General features: G+C 37.6%; 13 protein-coding genes. 7 read left to right on the top strand and 6 right to left on the bottom strand.

Annotated elements, in window-relative coordinates; all coding sequences use genetic code 11:
- Window positions 1–19 precede the first annotated feature (19 nt).
- Complete coding sequence (gene recG / locus ACR30L_RS01245; RefSeq protein WP_435236235.1) at window positions 20–2,092, top strand: ATP-dependent DNA helicase RecG; 2,073 nt, start codon at window positions 20–22, stop codon at window positions 2,090–2,092.
- A 57-nt stretch (window positions 2,093–2,149) separates the two neighbouring features.
- Here the strand turns inward: recG and glnG are convergent, their stop codons facing one another.
- The 4 genes from glnG to ACR30L_RS01265 form a co-directional block, all read right to left on the bottom strand.
- Complete coding sequence (glnG, locus tag ACR30L_RS01250) at window positions 2,150–3,550, bottom strand: nitrogen regulation protein NR(I) (RefSeq protein WP_435236236.1); 1,401 nt, start codon at window positions 3,548–3,550, stop codon at window positions 2,150–2,152.
- 12 nt (window positions 3,551–3,562) lie between these two features.
- Window positions 3,563–4,633: a nitrogen regulation protein NR(II) gene (gene glnL, locus ACR30L_RS01255; RefSeq protein ID WP_435236237.1), complete on the bottom strand. Its 1,071-nt coding sequence runs from the start codon at window positions 4,631–4,633 to the stop codon at window positions 3,563–3,565.
- Window positions 4,634–4,743: 110 nt separating this feature from the next.
- Window positions 4,744–5,295: a DUF4124 domain-containing protein gene (locus ACR30L_RS01260; protein WP_435236238.1), complete on the bottom strand. Its 552-nt coding sequence runs from the start codon at window positions 5,293–5,295 to the stop codon at window positions 4,744–4,746.
- Between the two features lie 223 nt (window positions 5,296–5,518).
- Window positions 5,519–7,693 carry a glutamine synthetase III gene (locus ACR30L_RS01265; RefSeq protein ID WP_435236239.1) on the bottom strand — a complete coding sequence of 725 codons (2,175 nt, stop codon included), beginning with the start codon at window positions 7,691–7,693 and terminating at the stop codon, window positions 5,519–5,521.
- A gap of 886 nt (window positions 7,694–8,579) precedes the next feature.
- Here ACR30L_RS01265 and typA point away from each other — a divergent pair.
- The 6 genes from typA (at window position 8,580) to pyrE (ending at window position 16,348) form a co-directional block, all read left to right on the top strand.
- Complete coding sequence (typA, locus tag ACR30L_RS01270) at window positions 8,580–10,400, top strand: translational GTPase TypA (RefSeq protein ID WP_435236240.1); 1,821 nt, start codon at window positions 8,580–8,582, stop codon at window positions 10,398–10,400.
- Between the two features lie 120 nt (window positions 10,401–10,520).
- On the top strand, window positions 10,521–11,387 hold the full coding sequence (locus ACR30L_RS01275; protein WP_435236241.1) for a virulence factor BrkB family protein: 867 nt from the start codon (window positions 10,521–10,523) through the stop codon (window positions 11,385–11,387).
- Entirely contained in the window at window positions 11,384–11,821 is a 438-nt protein-coding gene (gene dtd, locus ACR30L_RS01280; protein ID WP_435236242.1) for a D-aminoacyl-tRNA deacylase, read from the top strand. Before ACR30L_RS01275 ends, dtd begins: the two co-directional genes overlap by 4 nt.
- Before the next feature lie 251 nt (window positions 11,822–12,072).
- Window positions 12,073–14,859 carry an insulinase family protein gene (locus ACR30L_RS01285; protein ID WP_435236243.1) on the top strand — a complete coding sequence of 929 codons (2,787 nt, stop codon included), beginning with the start codon at window positions 12,073–12,075 and terminating at the stop codon, window positions 14,857–14,859.
- 123 nt (window positions 14,860–14,982) lie between these two features.
- Window positions 14,983–15,705, top strand: coding sequence for a ribonuclease PH (gene rph, locus ACR30L_RS01290; RefSeq protein WP_435236244.1), 723 nt, complete (start codon window positions 14,983–14,985; stop codon window positions 15,703–15,705).
- A 1-nt stretch (window position 15,706) separates the two neighbouring features.
- A complete protein-coding gene (gene pyrE / locus ACR30L_RS01295) occupies window positions 15,707–16,348 on the top strand; it encodes an orotate phosphoribosyltransferase (protein ID WP_435236245.1) in 642 nt (213 codons plus the stop codon).
- Window positions 16,349–16,475: 127 nt separating this feature from the next.
- On the opposite strand, the gene ACR30L_RS01300 is transcribed toward pyrE, so the two are convergent.
- Together ACR30L_RS01300 and ACR30L_RS01305 are read right to left on the bottom strand one after the other, a co-directional pair.
- Complete coding sequence (locus ACR30L_RS01300; RefSeq protein ID WP_435236246.1) at window positions 16,476–17,498, bottom strand: hypothetical protein; 1,023 nt, start codon at window positions 17,496–17,498, stop codon at window positions 16,476–16,478.
- Window positions 17,499–17,637: 139 nt separating this feature from the next.
- Window positions 17,638–18,183, bottom strand: coding sequence for a PEP-CTERM sorting domain-containing protein (locus ACR30L_RS01305; RefSeq protein ID WP_435236247.1), 546 nt, complete (start codon window positions 18,181–18,183; stop codon window positions 17,638–17,640).
- Window positions 18,184–18,237: the final 54 nt, after the last annotated feature.

The following is an 18,237-nucleotide window of genomic DNA, read 5'->3' on the forward strand; positions in this document are numbered from 1 at the left end:
TAACTGCCTAGGAGGGAAAATGAAATTAGAAAAAGTACCTTTAGATACGCTCAAAGGTGTCGGTGCGAAAGCGTCGGAAAGACTCGCAAAGTTAGGGTTGAATAGTATCGCGGATTTACTTTTTCATTTACCGTTACATTATCAGGATAGAACGCGTCTTTATCCTATGGGCGAACTCAAAGATGGCATGCAGGTGAGTGTGCAGGGAGAAGTTTTCAGTTGTAATGTACAGATGGGTAAACGTCGTATTTTAAAATGCAAAATAAGTGATGGCAGTGGTACGGTGACACTTAATTTTTTCAATTTTAATGCAGCACAGAAAAATAGTTTTCGTGTCGGGCGTAAAGTGAAATGTTTTGGTGAATTTAGACAAGGTTTTCAAGGTTTTGAGGTGACACATCCAGATTATTCATTATTTGATCATATTGAAAATAGTCAAGTGGAAGAATCTTTAACGCCGGTTTATCCTGCCACCGAGGGATTAAAACAAAATAGTTTACGCAATTTAACCGATCAAGCATTAGTTTTTCTTAAACAAAATAAAATAGAGGAATTGCTGCCGACAAATTTATTAGCACACCCGATAAGCTTAACTGATGCGTTATTTTATATTCATCGTCCTCCTCCAGATGCGTCAATTGAGCAGCTAGAAGCAAAAACACATCCCGCCCATCAGCGTTTAATTATTGAAGAGTTATTAGCTCAACAGATTAGTATGTTGTCTATGCGTAATAATGTGCAACAACATAGTGCTAATGCGATCGATTGTTCTGGCGTATTACAAAAACAGCTCTTAGCTCATTTGCCATTTGCGCTAACGGGGGCGCAACAAAGAGTAACTCAAGAGATCCAAGCTGATTTAGTGAAGGCTGTGCCAATGTTACGATTAGTGCAAGGTGATGTCGGATCAGGTAAAACATTAGTCGCTGCATTGGCCGCTTTAAATGTGATTGAATCAGGCTATCAAGTGGCGTTAATGGCACCAACGGAATTATTAGCAGAGCAGCATTTTATTAACTTTACGCAGTGGTTTGAACCATTAAATATTCGTGTTGGCATGTTAAATGGAAAAATGCGAGTTAAAGAAAAACGGTCACAATTAGAGAATATCATTCTTGGGTTATCTAAAATGGTCATTGGTACTCATGCACTGTTTCAAGATAATGTTGAATTTAATAATCTCGCATTAATTATTGTTGATGAGCAACATCGCTTTGGTGTTCATCAGCGTTTAGCGTTACGTGAAAAAGGTCAAAATGATGCACTCGCACCACATCAATTAACCATGACTGCGACGCCTATTCCAAGAACACTCGCAATGACAGCCTATGCAGATTTAAACGTGTCTGTTATTGATGAATTGCCACCAGGTAGAACGCCGGTTCAAACAGTCGCGTTAGCGGAAACTCGGCGTGATGATATTATTCAACGTGTTTATCAATCTTGTAAAAATGAAGGGCGGCAAGTTTATTGGGTGTGCACCCTTATTGAGGAATCCGAGGTACTAGAATGCCAAGCCGCAGAAGATACCGCCAATAATCTTCAACTGGCGTTACCGGATTTACATATAGGATTAGTTCATGGTCGAATGAAAGCGGCTGAAAAGCAATATGTGATGGATGCTTTTAAAGCTGGGGAGCTAGATCTTCTCGTGGCGACGACGGTGATTGAAGTTGGTGTCGATGTGCCCAATGCTAGTCTTATGATTATTGAAAATCCTGAGCGGCTTGGTTTAGCGCAATTACATCAGCTTAGAGGGCGAGTAGGCAGAGGCAGTGTGGCGAGTCATTGTGTTTTACTTTATAAGAGCCCTTTATCTAAAACAGCACAAAGACGGCTACAGATTTTACGTGAAAGTAATGATGGTTTTTATATTGCAGAACAGGATCTTTTAATTCGCGGACCCGGTGAAGTACTGGGGACAAAGCAAACGGGGATAGCAGAGTTTAAAATAACAGACCTAATGCGAGATCAACATTTAATACCTCAGGCTCAACAACTTGCAGTGGACGTTATTCGCTCATATCCGGATTTAATCGAGCCTCTTTGTAAGCGGTGGTTAGGAGATAAAGGAGAATATGTAAACGCTTGATTAAAAGAAAAAATACTAGAGATGATGAAATTTTCTAGTATTTTATCTTTTTGTCGATTAAGGAATATTCAGCTCTTTTAGCTTACGAGTTAAGGTATTTCTACCCCAGCCTAATAATTTTGCCGCTTCCTGTTTTTTACCTTGGGTAAAAGACAGCGCTGCTTTAAGCATAATTCGTTCAAATTCAGGCAAGGCATTAGCCAGCACATCTTTCTCGCCCTGTTTTAATTCAGTTAATGTCCATTGCTCTAAGCTTCTTTGCCATAATGGGCTTTCACTGTTACTTTTTTCTGTTGCTTGGTTACTTAATTCTGGTGGTAGATCGGTGATATGTACTTCTTGACCACTGGCCATCACCATTAACCAACGACAAATATTCTCTAACTGACGCACATTACCAGGCCAAGGAAGCTGACTTAAATACTCTTTTGTTTCCTCGGTAAGCTGCTTGCTTTCTACATTCAATTCAGCGGCTACGTTATTCAAAAAGTGCTGTGCTAGCAAGCTAATATCTTCACGGCGCTCTTTCAGAGGTGGAATATGAATACGGATAACATTTAAGCGATGAAATAAATCTTCACGGAAATCGCCATCTTTGACTTTTTGCTCTAAGTCCTGATGAGTCGCGGCAATAATTCGAACATCTACTTGAATTGCTTGGTGCCCACCTACACGATAAAACTGGCCATCTGCTAAGACTCGGAGTAAGCGTGTTTGCACGTCCAGTGGCATATCACCAATTTCGTCTAAAAATAATGAGCCACCATCGGCTTGTTCAAAGCGTCCCTGGCGATTATTTGCCGCGCCAGTGAATGCGCCTTTTTCATGTCCAAAAAGCTCGGCTTCTATTAATTCCCGAGGAATAGCGGCCATATTCAGGGCAATAAATGTATGGTTTTTGCGTGGGCTATGTTTATGTAATGCATGCGCGACAAGCTCTTTACCTGTACCCGATTGCCCGTTGATTAACACACTCATACTCGAGCGAGACAGTCTTCCTATTACTCGAAAAACTTCTTGCATCGCTGGCGCTTCACCTATTATTTCAGGCATAGAAACAGCAAGTTCAGGCGGCTTTTTCTTTTGCTTTAATTCTAAACTATGGCTAATGGCGCGTTGAATAAGTGCCGTTGCTTCATGAATATCAAAGGGTTTAGGAAGGTACTCAAAGGCACCGCTTTGATAAGCATTAACGGCACTGTCTAAGTCACTGTGGGCTGTCATAATAATAATTGGAATTAATGGAAAGCGTTCATGAATTCGCTCCATTAGTGACAATCCATCAATTCCTGGCATACGCACATCTGAAATAATTACTTCAGGTTGTTCTGTTTGTAATTGTTGCCATAAACATTCCCCATCGGGAAAGCTCGCATATTCAATGTTTTCAGTCTTTAATGTTCGCTCTAATACCCAACGAATTGCATGGTCATCATCGACAATCCAAGCTGTAGCCATTTGCTGCTCTCCTTAAACGTTCATTGGTAAGTAAATTAAAAATTCGGTATGTCCAACAACACTTTGACATTCAATACGGCCATTGTGTTGTTTAATTAGTTCTTGCGCAATTGAAAGCCCGAGTCCGGTGCCATCGCTACGTCCTGTTACCATTGGATAAAATAAAGTATCTTTTAAGCTATCAGGAATACCGGGGCCGTTGTCAATAATGCGTATTTCTGCCGCTACTTTTTGAGGTAAACCATTAATTGTCACTTGATGAGCTGTACGTGTTTTTATGGTGATCTGAGATTTTTGATGCGTATTGGTGCTTAATGCCTGCACCGCATTTTGCATAATATTGAGAAACGCTTGTTGTAGCTGATCGGGTTGCATTTCAATATCTGGAATGCTCGGATCATAATCGACCTTAATTTTGATTAAATCTGGTAGATTCAAACACACTAATTTACGTACTTTTTCAAGTACTAGGTGGATATTATGGTGAGCACGTATACCTGGTTTTTGAGGACCGAGTAAGCGATTAACAAGTGAACTTAAACGGTCTGCTTGCTCTATAATAATTTGAGTAAATTCTTTGAGTTCGGGATCGGCTAATTCATGTTCTAATAATTGTGCTGCGCCTCTTAATCCCCCTAGTGGGTTCTTGATTTCATGGGCAAGTCCTCTCACTAAGTCCTTTGCAACTTTTTGCTGATGATCTTGATAATGTACCTGACTAAATTTACGTTGTTGCTCAATACAGCGCATTTCTAAAATAACGTAATCATCGTCTTTAAAGCTAAGGTGAGTGGCGCTAATCGCAATTAAAATAGGAGAACTATCTATTTTTAAAGTCACTTCATTTTCTGTAAATGAATTTCTATCAACAAATACTTTTTCAATATTACTTGGATTGAAATGATAATACTTGGCAAGTTGCTTTAAATTTAATTGGTAAAGTCGCTGAGTACTTTGGGACAGCAGTAATTCACTCGCAGGGTTCGCATAGACGAGTTTGAGATCTGCATCAATAACAGCAAACGCGGTGTTCGCTTCTTCTAGCAGTGCAAGTGGTAGCGTTTTCTCTTCTTCTGATAACATTATTCATGATTAATTAAGGTAACTTAATATAACATAAGCATTAACTGTGCCATTAATCTTATTGATTCTAAAGGACAATATTTTCTTGCGGAACTATCAAAAAATAGACTCTAATTTGCTCTATTTACGATTGTTCTTTGCATATAAACCGTCACAATTTGTGTTTTTGTGAGTAGATTTCCTGCTTTATCAAGTACGAAAACTTGGATTTGGTGTGTACCTCGGTCAATATTAAGGGCTCGCATCGTTGAAGATAATTGTGGCTCGCCGATTTTTTTACCGTCTAGATATAATTGTAATGTATCATCAATTTTTTTCTCAGGTGTTATCGATACTTGGATATTAATTGTGCCTTCATTACTGTGAATGGTTGTATTTTCAGAGGGGGAAGTGATATCTGCACGATAAGAAATCTTTTTCTGCTCGTTCAGTACTTCTAATTGAATGTCAGCACCTTCGCTTTCTATTTGATTTTTATCGGTATTAATAAATAAATTCTGATTGCGTATATTAACTTCTTGAGAATTACTTTCAGGTGCAGCGGTATCTGAAAAATGGGTTTCTCCATCTTTATCAATCCAATGGTAAATTTTACTTTCCGCTAGGACAGTAGATGAAAAGATAAAAATAAATGTGCTAAACAATAATGTCCAATTTTTCATTGCAGTCATCCTTTGATATAAAAATATTTTTTCTTTTAATATTATTGTTAGCCAAGCTTTATAAGATGGCCACAGAGCACTATAGAGTACTTAATTTAATCACTTTATTCTCATATTGTCCTTAAATAAATAGATATAGTTTGCTCAAAGTAGAAATTTAGTGATAAAAAAAGAGCTTACCAGAAGCTCTTTTTAAATTATTAGGTACTAAATCCGAGAATTATTATTTAATAAATAACATTTCACGATATTTAGGTAGTGGCCATAATTCATCTGCCACTAAACCTTCAAGTGTATCTGCATGCTCTCGAACAGTTGCCATTAATGGTAGAATAGTCTCTGCACAGAAATGCATATGCGCTTCAGTATCTGCAAAATCTTCTTTAGCAATTGCATCGTTAAGTTCTGCAACGGCTGCCATCATGCTGTTTGTTTCAGTTGCGATAGAAATCGTTAGTGAAGTATCAAGTTCAATACCTAAATCAGCCATCGATGAAGATGTTAAGCCTAGTTCAGACAAGTAACTGACTGCAGTTGGGTAGATTTTTGTTGTTGCAATATCCGACACTAGGTTTGCTTCTACATCAATCGTTAGAATGTATTGTTCTGCATAGACTTCGTAGCGACTTTCTAATTCAATTGGAGAGAAAACGCCAGTCTTGTCGAATAAATCAATAACAGATTGATCATGGTAAATAGGTAGTGCATCAGCTGTTGTAGGAATGTTTTTAAGACCACGTTCTTCAACGGCTGCTTTATGCCATTCTTCTGAGTATCCGTCACCACCAAATACTGCATTACCATGAAGTTCCATTAGCTCTTTTAATACGCTAATAACCGCAACACTTTTTTCTGCGCCGCCAGCTAATGCTGCTTCTAGTTTTTCTGCAATCCAATTTAATGAATCAGCAAGCATAGTATTCATTGCAACAAGTGGACCTGATACAGATTGCGAAGAGCCTACTGCACGGAACTCGAAACGGTTACCTGTGAACGCAAATGGTGAAGTACGGTTACGGTCACCTGGATCACGTTCAAAATGTAAAATTTGTGATAGACCTAAATCCATCAAGCCGCCAGTCGCTGATGTTGCGATTTTACCTGCTTGGATATCTTTATATACGTTTTCTAATTGCTCACCTAAGTAAACAGAAAGGATAGCTGGTGGCGCTTCATTTGCACCTAAACGATGGTCATTTGATGCCGTTGCAACAACCGCGCGTAATAAAGGACCGTATTTATGTACACCACGAATTACCGCACCACAGAATAGTAAGAAGTTAAGGTTTGAGTGTGGTGTGCTACCTGGATCTAAAAGGTTACCTTGTGTACTGTTACCCACTGACCAGTTAACGTGTTTACCAGAACCATTGATACCAGCAAAAGGTTTTTCATGAAGTGTGCAAAGGAAACCGTGTTTTTTCGCTGTGCTCTTCATAACAGTCATTAATAATTGTTGATGATCGGCTGCAACGTTTGCTGCTTCGTAGTAAGGTGCAATTTCAAATTGACCAGGAGCTACTTCATTATGGTGAGTTTTAGCTGGGATGCCTAATTTATAAAGCGTATCTTCAAAATCTTGCATGAACACTTGTACGCGTGCAGGGATTGCACCGAAGTAGTGGTCATCAAATTGTTGGCCTTTCGCAGATGGTGCACCAAATAATGTTCTACCTGTTAATAATAAATCAGGGCGTGCATTAGCAAAGTTTTCATCAACAAGGAAGTATTCTTGTTCTGCACCACAACTTGAGTTTAGCGTTGCTATTTCTTCTTCACCCATTAATGAAAGTACTTTTTGTGCTGCATCATTCATTGCTGAATTTGAACGAAGTAATGGGATTTTTTTATCTAGTGCTTCACCAGTCCAAGACATAAATACACTTGGAATCATTAATGTAGCACCATTTTCAGTGTGCATAATATAAGCAGGGCTTGTTGGATCCCATGCTGTATAACCACGTGCAGCATTGGTCATACGTAGGCTACCATTAGGGAAAGAAGAACCATCTGGTTCACCTTTAATTAATAGGCTACCTGTAAATTCAGTAATTGCACCGCCATCAGAGTTAGTAATGATGAAACCATCATGTTTTTCAGCAGTGATATTTGTCATTGGGTAGAAAATATGAGAGAAGAATTTAACTCCTTTACCAATTGCCCAATCTTTCATTGCTGCTGCAACAACGTCTGCTGTTGCTGAATCTAAAGCAGTACCTGTTTGTACGGTTTTCTTAATTGCTTTAAATGCATTTTTTGATAATGCTTCTTCCATTTTTTGAAGGTTAAAAACGTCTTCAGCCCAAATTTTACCTAGTGCTTTAGGTTTATCTACCGCAGTCGGTTGGCGGTTTGTGATTATATCAATTGCTTGAAGACGGGTTTGATTTCCACTCATGTGGGGCTCCTTGCTTATAAAATGTGGGCTCGTGATAGAGCAGCTTTGTTTATTGAAAATAATTAAGAAATTAAATCATAGAAAATAGAAAGCAATTATTAAGCCAGATGCATTATTTTGGGGCTAGTGTTTTTGTATTACTAATTTACAGTGTATAGAATTAATCATAACCATATGAATTATAATTGATTGTTTTTTAATTGTAGGCGTTTTTATATATTTATTTATATCTGTATTTCTCTATTTATCACTCTGTCGCTTAAAAATTATTGGATGTTTGTTGTTTTTTTTGCACTTGGTTGGTGCGGCGAGGGTGAAATAAATTATTTAATAATAATCATTTTTATTTATTTTCTGTTTCCATTGCGTTTTTTGGCTATTTGATGCGTTTATATTTAAATATTAGTTTTTATAGTCTTTGATATAAGTAAAAAATTGCATTTGCCTACGAATTTTTAGACGTAAACAAAAATAAACTTAAATTTTGTGGGTAAATGGTGCAAAGAAATTTTCTCTCACCAAGAAATTGCAACATTTAAAAATATTTAACAGTAAAAATATTTTTAAAAAGACCAATTTAAAGCAAGAGATGAATTTTAGTGGGATAAATCCAAATCAACGCACCTTATTGGTGCTTGCGTGGATCTTTATGGTGCGTGATGGGTCGGCTAAATGAATTAGATTATTTTAATCCCAGAAATTGCTTTATTTGATAAATAATAAGCGACTTATCTTAATTGTGACATACTTAAAACTTTCTATTTTTCTAATAATGGTTACAATGTGCGCGTTATACCAATTAGCTGAGTTCAGTATGGATAAACCCAAATTGCTAAATTCATCTAATTGGTATTTTTTTCATCAATTGAAACTTTTGAGGCGCATCATGTCGTTAGATAAATTAAGAAATATAGCCATTATTGCTCACGTTGACCACGGTAAAACGACCTTGGTTGATAAATTACTTGAGCAGTCGGGAACATTAGACTCTCGTGGTGGTACTGAAGAACGCGTTATGGATTCTAACGATCTAGAAAAAGAACGTGGTATTACTATCCTTGCGAAAAATACTGCAATTGAATGGAACGATTACCATATCAATATCGTTGATACTCCTGGACACGCCGACTTCGGTGGTGAAGTAGAGCGTATCATGTCAATGGTAGACAGTGTGTGTTTAATCGTTGATGCAGTAGATGGTCCAATGCCACAAACGCGTTTTGTAACTCAAAAAGCGTTTGCTTACGGCTTAAAACCAATTGTTGTTATTAATAAAATTGATAAACCTGGTGCACGCCCTGAATGGGTAATGGATCAAATATTTGATTTATTCGATAACCTAGGTGCAACGGATGAGCAGTTAGATTTCCAAGTAGTTTATGCTTCTGCATTAAACGGTTGGGCAAGTACTGAATCTGAAGAAGCAACAGAAAATATGGAACCATTATTCCAAGCAATCGTTGATGGTGTTGCTCCACCAGATGCTGATCGTGATGGTGATTTCCAAATGCAAATTTCACAACTTGATTATAACTCTTATGTTGGTGTTATTGGTGTTGGTCGAATTAAACGTGGTAGCGTAAAAGTTAATCAACAAGTTACTATTATCGGTAGTGATGGTAAAGAGCGTAAAGGTAAAGTTGGTCAAGTATTAGGTTACTTAGGACTTGAGCGTCATGATGTTGCTGTCGCTGAAGCGGGTGATATCATTGCAATTAGTGGATTAGGTGAGTTAAAAATATCTGATACTATTTGTGACCAAAACAATGTTGAAGCAATGGAACCATTAACTGTTGATGAACCAACGGTAACCATGACGTTCCAAGTAAACACTTCTCCATTCTGTGGTAAAGAAGGTAAATATGTTACTTCACGTAACATTCTTGACCGTTTACAAAAAGAATTAGTACATAACGTTGCATTGAAAGTTGAAGAAACTGATGACCCAGATAAATTTAAAGTATCAGGTCGTGGTGAACTACACTTAGGTATTTTGATTGAAAATATGCGTCGTGAAGGTTACGAGCTAGCAGTATCTCGTCCTGAAGTTATTGAACGTATGATTGACGGTAAATTGCATGAGCCAATGGAAACGATGACCGTTGATGTTGAAGATCAACATCAAGGTAGCGTGATGGAGCAACTTGGTATTCGTAAAGCCGAGTTAACTAACATGACTCCAGATGGTAAAGGCCGTGTACGTCTAGACTTTATGGTACCAAGTCGTGGTTTAATCGGTTTCCAAACTGAATTTATGACATTAACATCAGGCTCAGGTTTGTTATACCATAGCTTTGATCACTACGGCCCACATAAAGGCGGTACAATTGGTCAACGCCAAAATGGTGTAATGATCTCTAACTCAACAGGTAAAGCGGTAACTTACTCGTTATTCTTCTTACAAGATCGCGGCCGTTTATTCCTTGGTCACGGTGTTGAAGTTTATGAAGGTCAAATTATCGGTATTCATAACCGTAATAACGATTTAACCGTAAACTGTGTACGTGGTAAGCAATTAACAAACGTACGTGCATCAGGTACAGATGAAGCACAAACACTTTCACCTGAAATTAAATTAACGCTTGAACAGGCGTTAGAGTTTATCGATGTTGATGAATTGGTAGAAGTAACACCTGAAAGTATTCGTATTCGTAAGAAATTATTGACAGAAAACGAACGTAAACGTGCAGCTCGTCCTGCAAAATAATAATCGATTAATAAATTGATTATTAATAAGGTCTTACTTCGGTAAGGCCTTTTTTTTGTGCTAAAACAAGACTAGAGTTAGTGAAATATATTCCCTTTTAAGATAGCCAAAGGAAACATTGTGAAATTAGATAAACAAACAGTAATGGATAAAGGTAAAACAACTTACGACTACTTTGTTTTTTTATTTAAACGTAGTCGAGAGGATAATCTTAAGGTGCCTGCAGGGCATTTAGCCTATGTTACTTTACTTTCTCTTGTGCCGTTATTGGCCGTTATTTTTTATATACTTTCAGCTTTTCCGATGTTTTCAGAGCTGAATCAAATCATCGAAAACCTTATTTATAATAATTTTGTGCCGACTTCTAGTGATGCAATTAAAATGCACATGAGTGGTTTTATTGAAAATACCAAACAGATGAGCATGATGGGGATTGCTTCATTAATCGTTATTGCATTACTGCTTATTTCAACTATTGATCAAACGATTAATCGTATTTGGCGTTGTACTAAAAAACGCTCACTCATTCAGGCATTTACAATTTATTGGACGATCTTAAGCCTTGGTCCCATTATTATCGGTGGCAGTATTGCACTGAGCTCTTACCTTTTTGCTTCATTTCGTGAATCTGGTTTTCTTTCCTTTGGCCAACAACTGCTAAGCTTAATGCCGTTTATCTTCGCTTGGTTGGCTTTTACTGGAATTTATGCGGTGGTTCCACATCAACGAGTGACCTTTCGTCATGCATTAATTGGTGGGCTGGTTTCTTCATTATTATTTACCTTTGCGACGGATCTGTTTCGTTTATATATAACCAATTTCCCCACCCAACAACTCATATATGGTGCATTGGCTGTTATCCCTATTCTATTTGTTTGGACATATTTTATATGGCTAATCGTTTTAATGGGCGCTGAAGTTACCGCAACGTTAGAAGAATTTAATAAAGAAAATGAATTGGTTGTGCAGAAGGAAGATGAATCATGATTGCTTTAATTCAACGTGTTAGCCATGCTCAAGTCGATGTTGGAGGTGAAACAGTTGGGCAGATAGAAGGTGGTTTATTAGTTTTACTTGGGGTTGAGAAAGGTGATGATGAACAAAAATGTCAACGACTTGCTCAGCGAGTGTTAGCTTATCGTATTTTTTCTGATGAAAACGATAAAATGAACCTTAATGTTCAACAAGCAGACGGTCATTTACTCGTCGTTTCACAATTTACATTGGCAGCCGAAACGAAAAAAGGCAATCGTCCTGGCTTTTCAAATGGTGCTGATCCTGCTGAAGCAAACCGATTGTATGAACTGTTTAATACGTATTGTCGAGAAATGGGCATTGTTGTGGAAAATGGTATTTTTGCTGCAGATATGCAAGTTTCCTTGACTAACGATGGGCCGGTTACATTTTGGCTACAAGTGTAGGTTGAAATTTTAAGTCGTTGATAAATAGTTTTATTTTTGTTGTTTAATGATGTTTACTTAGGCTCGTTAGTTTAAGTTCTTTTATTTTTATTGAACTTGTAGCATAGTGAAAGGTCTGATTTATTTACTTTTAACTGCATAAGAGAGCCTAAATGTTCCCAACTAAATTCATTGCTCCATTATTTCCTTGCTTCTGTTTGATTTTCGCTAATGCTTCCTTTGCAGTTTCACATACACCATCTGGGGCCGATATGGAATCGTTTAAGATTACCAATACATCAATAACAAAAAGTCCTAATGATCCGCGTTTATACCAAGTTATTCGTCTCCAGAATGACCTTGAAGTATTGCTTATTTCTGATCCAGATTTAGAAAATAGTGCTGCGTCGTTATCAGTGTCAATTGGTAGTGTTAATAATCCGGATAAACAATTAGGGCTTGCTCATTATTTAGAACATATGCTGTTTTTAGGCTCAGAGCGTTACCCTGTTATTAATGAATACAGCAAGTTTATGAGTCAGCATGGCGGTTATACCAATGCCTATACTGCACAGGACAGAACGGTTTATGGTTTTGAAGTTAATGATGAATTTTTAGGGGAAGCGTTAGACCGGTTGAGTGATGTAATGCGAGCACCATTACTCGATCCTAAATATGCAGAAAAAGAAAGGCATACGGTTGATGCTGAAAATGAAACTTATGTTGATAATGACATGCGAAAGCTCTATGCATTGCAACGTTATACGTTAAATCCAGCACATCCCATTGCACGTTTTAGTACCGGTAATTTAACCACTCTGATTGATAAACCCGATAGTAAATTACAGGATGAATTAGTCCACTTTTTCAATGAAAACTATTCCGCTAATTTAATGAAAGTTGCGCTAACTGGACCGCGTTCTCTTGAGCAATTAGAAAAAGTTGCGAGTCAATATCTTAGTCAAATTCCGAATAAAAACATAGCGCAACCCGTTATTACCACACCAATGTTGACCGATAATCAGCGCGCAATTAAAGTTGAAGTAAAACCAACTGCGGATGTGAAATTATTAGAAGTTAACTTCTTAGTGCCAAGCATGAAAGATAAGTATATGTTTCAACCCGGCGGGTATATTAGCCGTTTATTAGGTTCGGATCATCATGGTGGCTTATCGGATTATTTACAACAAGCAGGCTTGGTTGAGTCGGTGATGAGTGGTTTTTATCCATCGTACAGTAAAGAATATTCTCAGTTTACAATGGACTTTAAATTAACGAAAGCGGGTGTTGATCATCAAGATGAAATTATCGCTAGTATGTTTTCCTTTATCGAGTTAGTAAAGAAAAAGGGCATCAATGAATTGCAGTTTCAAGAGCAAAAGAAAAGTTTAGATACGCGGTTTAAGTTCTTAACCAAACAATCGGGTTTCGATTATGTCATGTCCTTATCTGCAAATATGCAAAGTTACCCAAATCAAGATTTACTTTTCTTTCCATATCGTCTTGATAGTTTCAATAAAACATATATTACTGCGCTACTCGATGAATTAACACCGGATAACGTTAGGGTTTTTGAATTGACCCCGAATGCAAATGGCGATACTCAAATCCCATTCTATCAAGGAAAATATACGAAGACGGTTATTGATAAAGAGGTTCAGCAAGATTGGCTGAAGGAAGCCAATAAAATTTCGTTATCACTGCCACGTAGTAATAAATGGATGCCAGAAAATTTAGCGTTGGTCAAAAAAACAGATACAGATCAAGCGGTCCAATTGATTGATAAACCTGGACATTCCGTATGGTTTCAACAAAGCCATTATTTAGATGAACCAAAGGCAAGTCTTAAGTTACAACTCAATAGTAATATTGCAGATCAAAGTGCTAAATCTCGGATTGTGATGAGTTTGTTTTTAAATATGATGAGCAAGCAGTTGGCTGAACTTAATTTTGTAACGCAAGAAGCGGGATTGAATTTTTCAATTAATAATGAAAATGGTTTACAAGTAAACACATCAGGATATAGCGATAAACAAGATAAATTATTATTGCAGATATTGAATGATATTAAGCAGGCAGAATTTGATCAACGGGAACTTGAATTAGCTAAACAGGAAATTCAAAGACGTCTTAGTAATAAAGTGAAAAGCAAAGGAATGAACTTAGTTCTGAATGGCTTTAGACAAGTTGTCAGAGAACCTTCATGGTCAGATGCAACATTGCTTACTGAAATCAATACGGTCACGCTAGATGATATTAAACAGTTTACGAGTCGAGTATTTAGAGAATCGAGTTTGCGTTTATTAGCGTTAGGAAATCTAAGTCGTGAACAGGTTTTGAACCTAGATACCGAGCTACAGAGCGTGGTTAATATTCAAACGAAACCTTTTTATAAATTAGCGCGAATTAGTGCGAAAACGAAACAGGGTCCATTAAATTATTCATTAAACTCAGAATTACAGGACGATGCTTTAGCGGTTGTCTTTTTAACGGACAAACAAGGCTATAAAGCGTTGGCGACGGCAGAGTTGTTAAATAAATTTTTACGGCCTGCCTTTTACGATCAAATTAGGACACAGGAGCAGTTAACATACTCTCCTTTTAGTGCAAGTTTTCCTATTAATGATTCCGTTGCATTTGGTCTATTTACGCAAAGCCCAGTAGCGAGTAATGCGCAGTTATATAGTCGATTTAGTGCCTTTATCGAAGGGTTTAGCGAATTGTTAAACTCAACCACGGAAGATAAGTTCTTAGCGGTTAAAGATGCGCATATTGCTAATTATTTAGCGAAGCCATCATCATTAGGCTCTGAGTTTTCGTATTTGAGCAGTCAGTGGCTGAGCATGAAATCAAATATTAATACCAAGCAAGAATTTATTAAATCTCTACAGAATGTGAGTTTAAACGAAGTAAAGCGTTTTTATAACGATATATTTTTACGTGGTAAAGATAGACAAGAGATTTTAGTGCAAGTGCAAGGGGAAAAATTTAGAGGGAAACCATTATTACGCTTACAGGGAGAGCAAAATATCACTGATATTGATCAGTTACCTAAATAATTTAGCCTACGCTTTTAAGCTCGAAAACGCTGGTTTTCGAGCTTTTCCACTCAATTCTTCTCGTGACCTCTATTTAGTTTACTTTTATACTATGCCTTCATTTTTTAAAAGGCTTTTTTATCTATGCGTCCTAGCAATCGCTCCCCACAACAAAATCGAGATATAAAAATAACCCGACATTATACAAAATATGCTGAGGGCTCGGTGCTTATTGAAATAGGTAATACAAAAGTGTTGTGTAATGCCTCTGTGAGCACATCTGTACCACCGTTTATGCGCGGAAAAGGTAAAGGCTGGGTGACCGCAGAATACGCGATGCTTCCTCGTGCAACGCATACACGTAATCATCGGGAAGCTTCGAAGGGAAAACAAGGTGGGCGGACACTTGAAATTCAACGACTGATTGCTCGCTCGCTTCGTGCGGCGGTGAATTTGAAGGCGTTAGGTGAGAATATGATCACCGTTGACTGCGATGTTATTCAAGCTGATGGTGGTACTCGAACGGCTGCTATTACAGGTGCCTGCATTGCATTGACCGATGCGCTAAACTGGATGGTAAAAAAAGGTAAGTTGAAATCGAGTCCGTTAAAACAGATGATTGCTGCAGTTTCCGTTGGGATATACAAAGGAACCCCCCTTTGTGACTTAGATTATGCTGAAGATTCCAATGCTGAAACCGATATGAATGTGGTAATGACAGAAACAGGCGGTATGATAGAGATTCAAGGAACAGCTGAAGATGGTGCATTCAGCCATGAAGAATTATTAGAAATGCTAAGTTTAGCAAAAGGTGGCATTGAGACGCTGATTAAGGCGCAGAAAAAATCATTGGAGATAGAGGACTAACATGAAAGATTATCAGAAAGAGTTTATTGAATTCGCATTAGAAAAAGAAGTATTAAAGTTCGGAGAATTTACTCTAAAATCAGGACGAATTAGCCCTTATTTCTTTAATGCAGGGTTATTTAACACCGGGCGAGATTTAGCACGTTTAGGGCGCTTTTATGCTGCTGCATTAATGGATTCTGGTATCGACTATGATTTGTTATTTGGTCCCGCTTATAAAGGTATTCCTATTGCAACAACAACCGCCGTTGCCCTGTCAGATAGCTATGGTTTAGATTTGCCATATTGCTTTAATCGTAAGGAAGCAAAAACACATGGTGAAGGTGGCAGTCTCGTTGGCTCTGCATTACAAGGAAAAGTCATGCTGGTGGATGATGTGATTACAGCGGGTACGGCTATTCGAGAATCGATGGACATTATTCAAGCTCATCATGCTGAATTAGCAGGTGTCTTGATTGCATTAGATCGTCAAGAAAAAGGGAAAGCAGAATTATCCGCTATTCAAGAAGTTGAGCGAGATTATCACGCTAACGTTATTTCTATTGTTCAATTAAGTGATTTAGTGACTTATTTAGAAAGTAAACCTGAAATGAAAGTGTACCTTGAATCGGTTAGAAATTACCGTGAGCAATATGGCATCTGATTTTCGCGAATGAGTTGTATTTTTTTTAGCCACTTTGCCAGTGGCTTTTTTATATGTCGAATTTAAAATTAACTGTAAAGAAACCTGACAAAAATGAATATTCATTGATCATTGGTATACAACAATATTACTGTTTATTTTTAAGGTACAGAAGGTCTTGGTAAGTTATTGAGCATAATTCTTGATGGGCTTTTATAAATGCTTCTAACTTCATTAATGAATAGGGAGAGAGGGTTTTTGGATGACCCATTGCATTGAAAATCGCATTTTCGTCGGCTTTTTTTAGATGCTCTCGATAAGCTTGTTCTAGTTGGCCTGCCTTAAGTCCGTCAATCATAACAGGACCGTAGGTTGTTTTAGTTAACCGTTCGATATAATAACTGCGGCTGGCACGCATCGCTTGACCATCGCTAAACGGGGCGAATAGGTGGCTTGCAAACTTTTTACGAAGAGCTAATTTCCAAAAAAATAACGGTGATGTTTTAGTCGCGCTAATTGGCAATTCAGTGAAATATCCGTCTTCTTTAGAAGTAAGGGGATCATCATCAAAGTGCCAATAGCTTTGTTGAGGCATATTTTGGAAATTAAACCAACGAGTTGGATCATCCGAATGACCATCGGAAAAAACTGTACTATCTAGCCAAATACCATTTTCCTTGAGTGCTTGTTTAATTTTATCGAAAGGTTGTAAACACCAGCCCCCAGCGCGAAAAGCAAATACTGGGTGTTTACTGCACGATTCAAGTTCTTGCTTATAGCTTTTGACTATTTGATTAATTTCTTGTGGATTAAAGTCATGTAAACGATAGCGTTCAGTATTAATTTCCCAGGTTTCGCCATTGTAATAACTATCTTGCCAGTGAGGATGGATATGCAATTGTATATCGTGCCCTTGGGAGGAAAGTTGTAGTAATTGCTGTTTAATTTGTTGGTATTGTGCGGTTAATTGCGGGAATTTTACAGCCTGATTCTTAAGTTGAAGTAAAAAACCGGCATCCACAAATAAGCTCATCTTATAATTATATTTATCTAAGATGGTTAATAAAAGCTCGGTTGGTTTGATTATGCAATGCTCAACACTGCCGCATTGTTTTCCAAAAAAAATTTCATAGTCGAGGCTTAGCAGTATTTTAACAGATTGTTTTTGCATAATTTTATTCTCAGTAAAACAAGTAGGCTCATTATATACCTTTCTTGTTTTAAGATGCATTAAACAATATAGGGTGTCGAGGGGCCCTAAGGTTTTGAATAACCTTAGGGAAATTGCAAATTAAATCTAAGTATTGGTTTTATACACTTTTACGGCGGGAAAAACCAAAACCTAATAGTGCTAAACCTAATAACGCGGCTCCAGTTGGAGCTGGCACTGATGTTGAAGTTGCAGAGAATGTACTTCCGCTCGCTTGGTTGGTATATATCCATGAATAAAGGGTATCTTCATAGCCTTCATAAGAAATATATCCAGTACCTGAGACCGTTACAGAAACGGCATCCCCATTATCATCGTAGTCAACTTCATTATCTGTAATACTGACAAGATCAAATGAAAAGCCTAATGCAGTCCATAGTGAATCAATGGAATCGATTGAGGCTAAATCTAAGTCTGTAAATATTGCTTCTGTACTCCATCCGATAAGGCCTTCATCAGCAAAAGTGCCCGTTGCTGTTGTTACCAATGCGTCACCAAAATAGATTGAGATGACTTCTGTATCGGTTGCGTCATAAGTCGAGCTACCTGCAAATTCAATGGTGCCTGTTATTTGTGTTGCAGAAGCAGTTGCCGATGCAAGTATTAGCATCAATGCCATTGTGAATAATGAGATGATTTTCTTCATTGTAATATCCTTAGTTTAAATTTCACACTTTATTAAACATTTAAATTTAATTTG

The sequence above is a fragment of the Psychromonas saccharinae genome (assembly GCF_051201515.1).
GTDB lineage: Bacteria > Pseudomonadota > Gammaproteobacteria > Enterobacterales > Psychromonadaceae > Psychromonas.

Coding starts and splice junctions, on each gene's coding strand:
- ACR30L_RS01285 (WP_435236243.1), top strand. CDS start 12,073: ATGGAATCGTTTAAGATTACCAATACATCAATAACAAAAAGTCCTAAT.
- rph (WP_435236244.1), top strand. CDS start 14,983: ATGCGTCCTAGCAATCGCTCCCCACAACAAAATCGAGATATAAAAATA.
- pyrE (WP_435236245.1), top strand. CDS start 15,707: ATGAAAGATTATCAGAAAGAGTTTATTGAATTCGCATTAGAAAAAGAA.
- recG (WP_435236235.1), top strand. CDS start 20: ATGAAATTAGAAAAAGTACCTTTAGATACGCTCAAAGGTGTCGGTGCG.
- dtd (WP_435236242.1), top strand. CDS start 11,384: ATGATTGCTTTAATTCAACGTGTTAGCCATGCTCAAGTCGATGTTGGA.
- glnL (WP_435236237.1), bottom strand. CDS start 4,633: ATGTTATCAGAAGAAGAGAAAACGCTACCACTTGCACTGCTAGAAGAA.
- ACR30L_RS01305 (WP_435236247.1), bottom strand. CDS start 18,183: ATGAAGAAAATCATCTCATTATTCACAATGGCATTGATGCTAATACTT.
- glnG (WP_435236236.1), bottom strand. CDS start 3,550: ATGGCTACAGCTTGGATTGTCGATGATGACCATGCAATTCGTTGGGTA.
- ACR30L_RS01260 (WP_435236238.1), bottom strand. CDS start 5,295: ATGAAAAATTGGACATTATTGTTTAGCACATTTATTTTTATCTTTTCA.
- typA (WP_435236240.1), top strand. CDS start 8,580: ATGTCGTTAGATAAATTAAGAAATATAGCCATTATTGCTCACGTTGAC.
- ACR30L_RS01265 (WP_435236239.1), bottom strand. CDS start 7,693: ATGAGTGGAAATCAAACCCGTCTTCAAGCAATTGATATAATCACAAAC.
- ACR30L_RS01300 (WP_435236246.1), bottom strand. CDS start 17,498: ATGCAAAAACAATCTGTTAAAATACTGCTAAGCCTCGACTATGAAATT.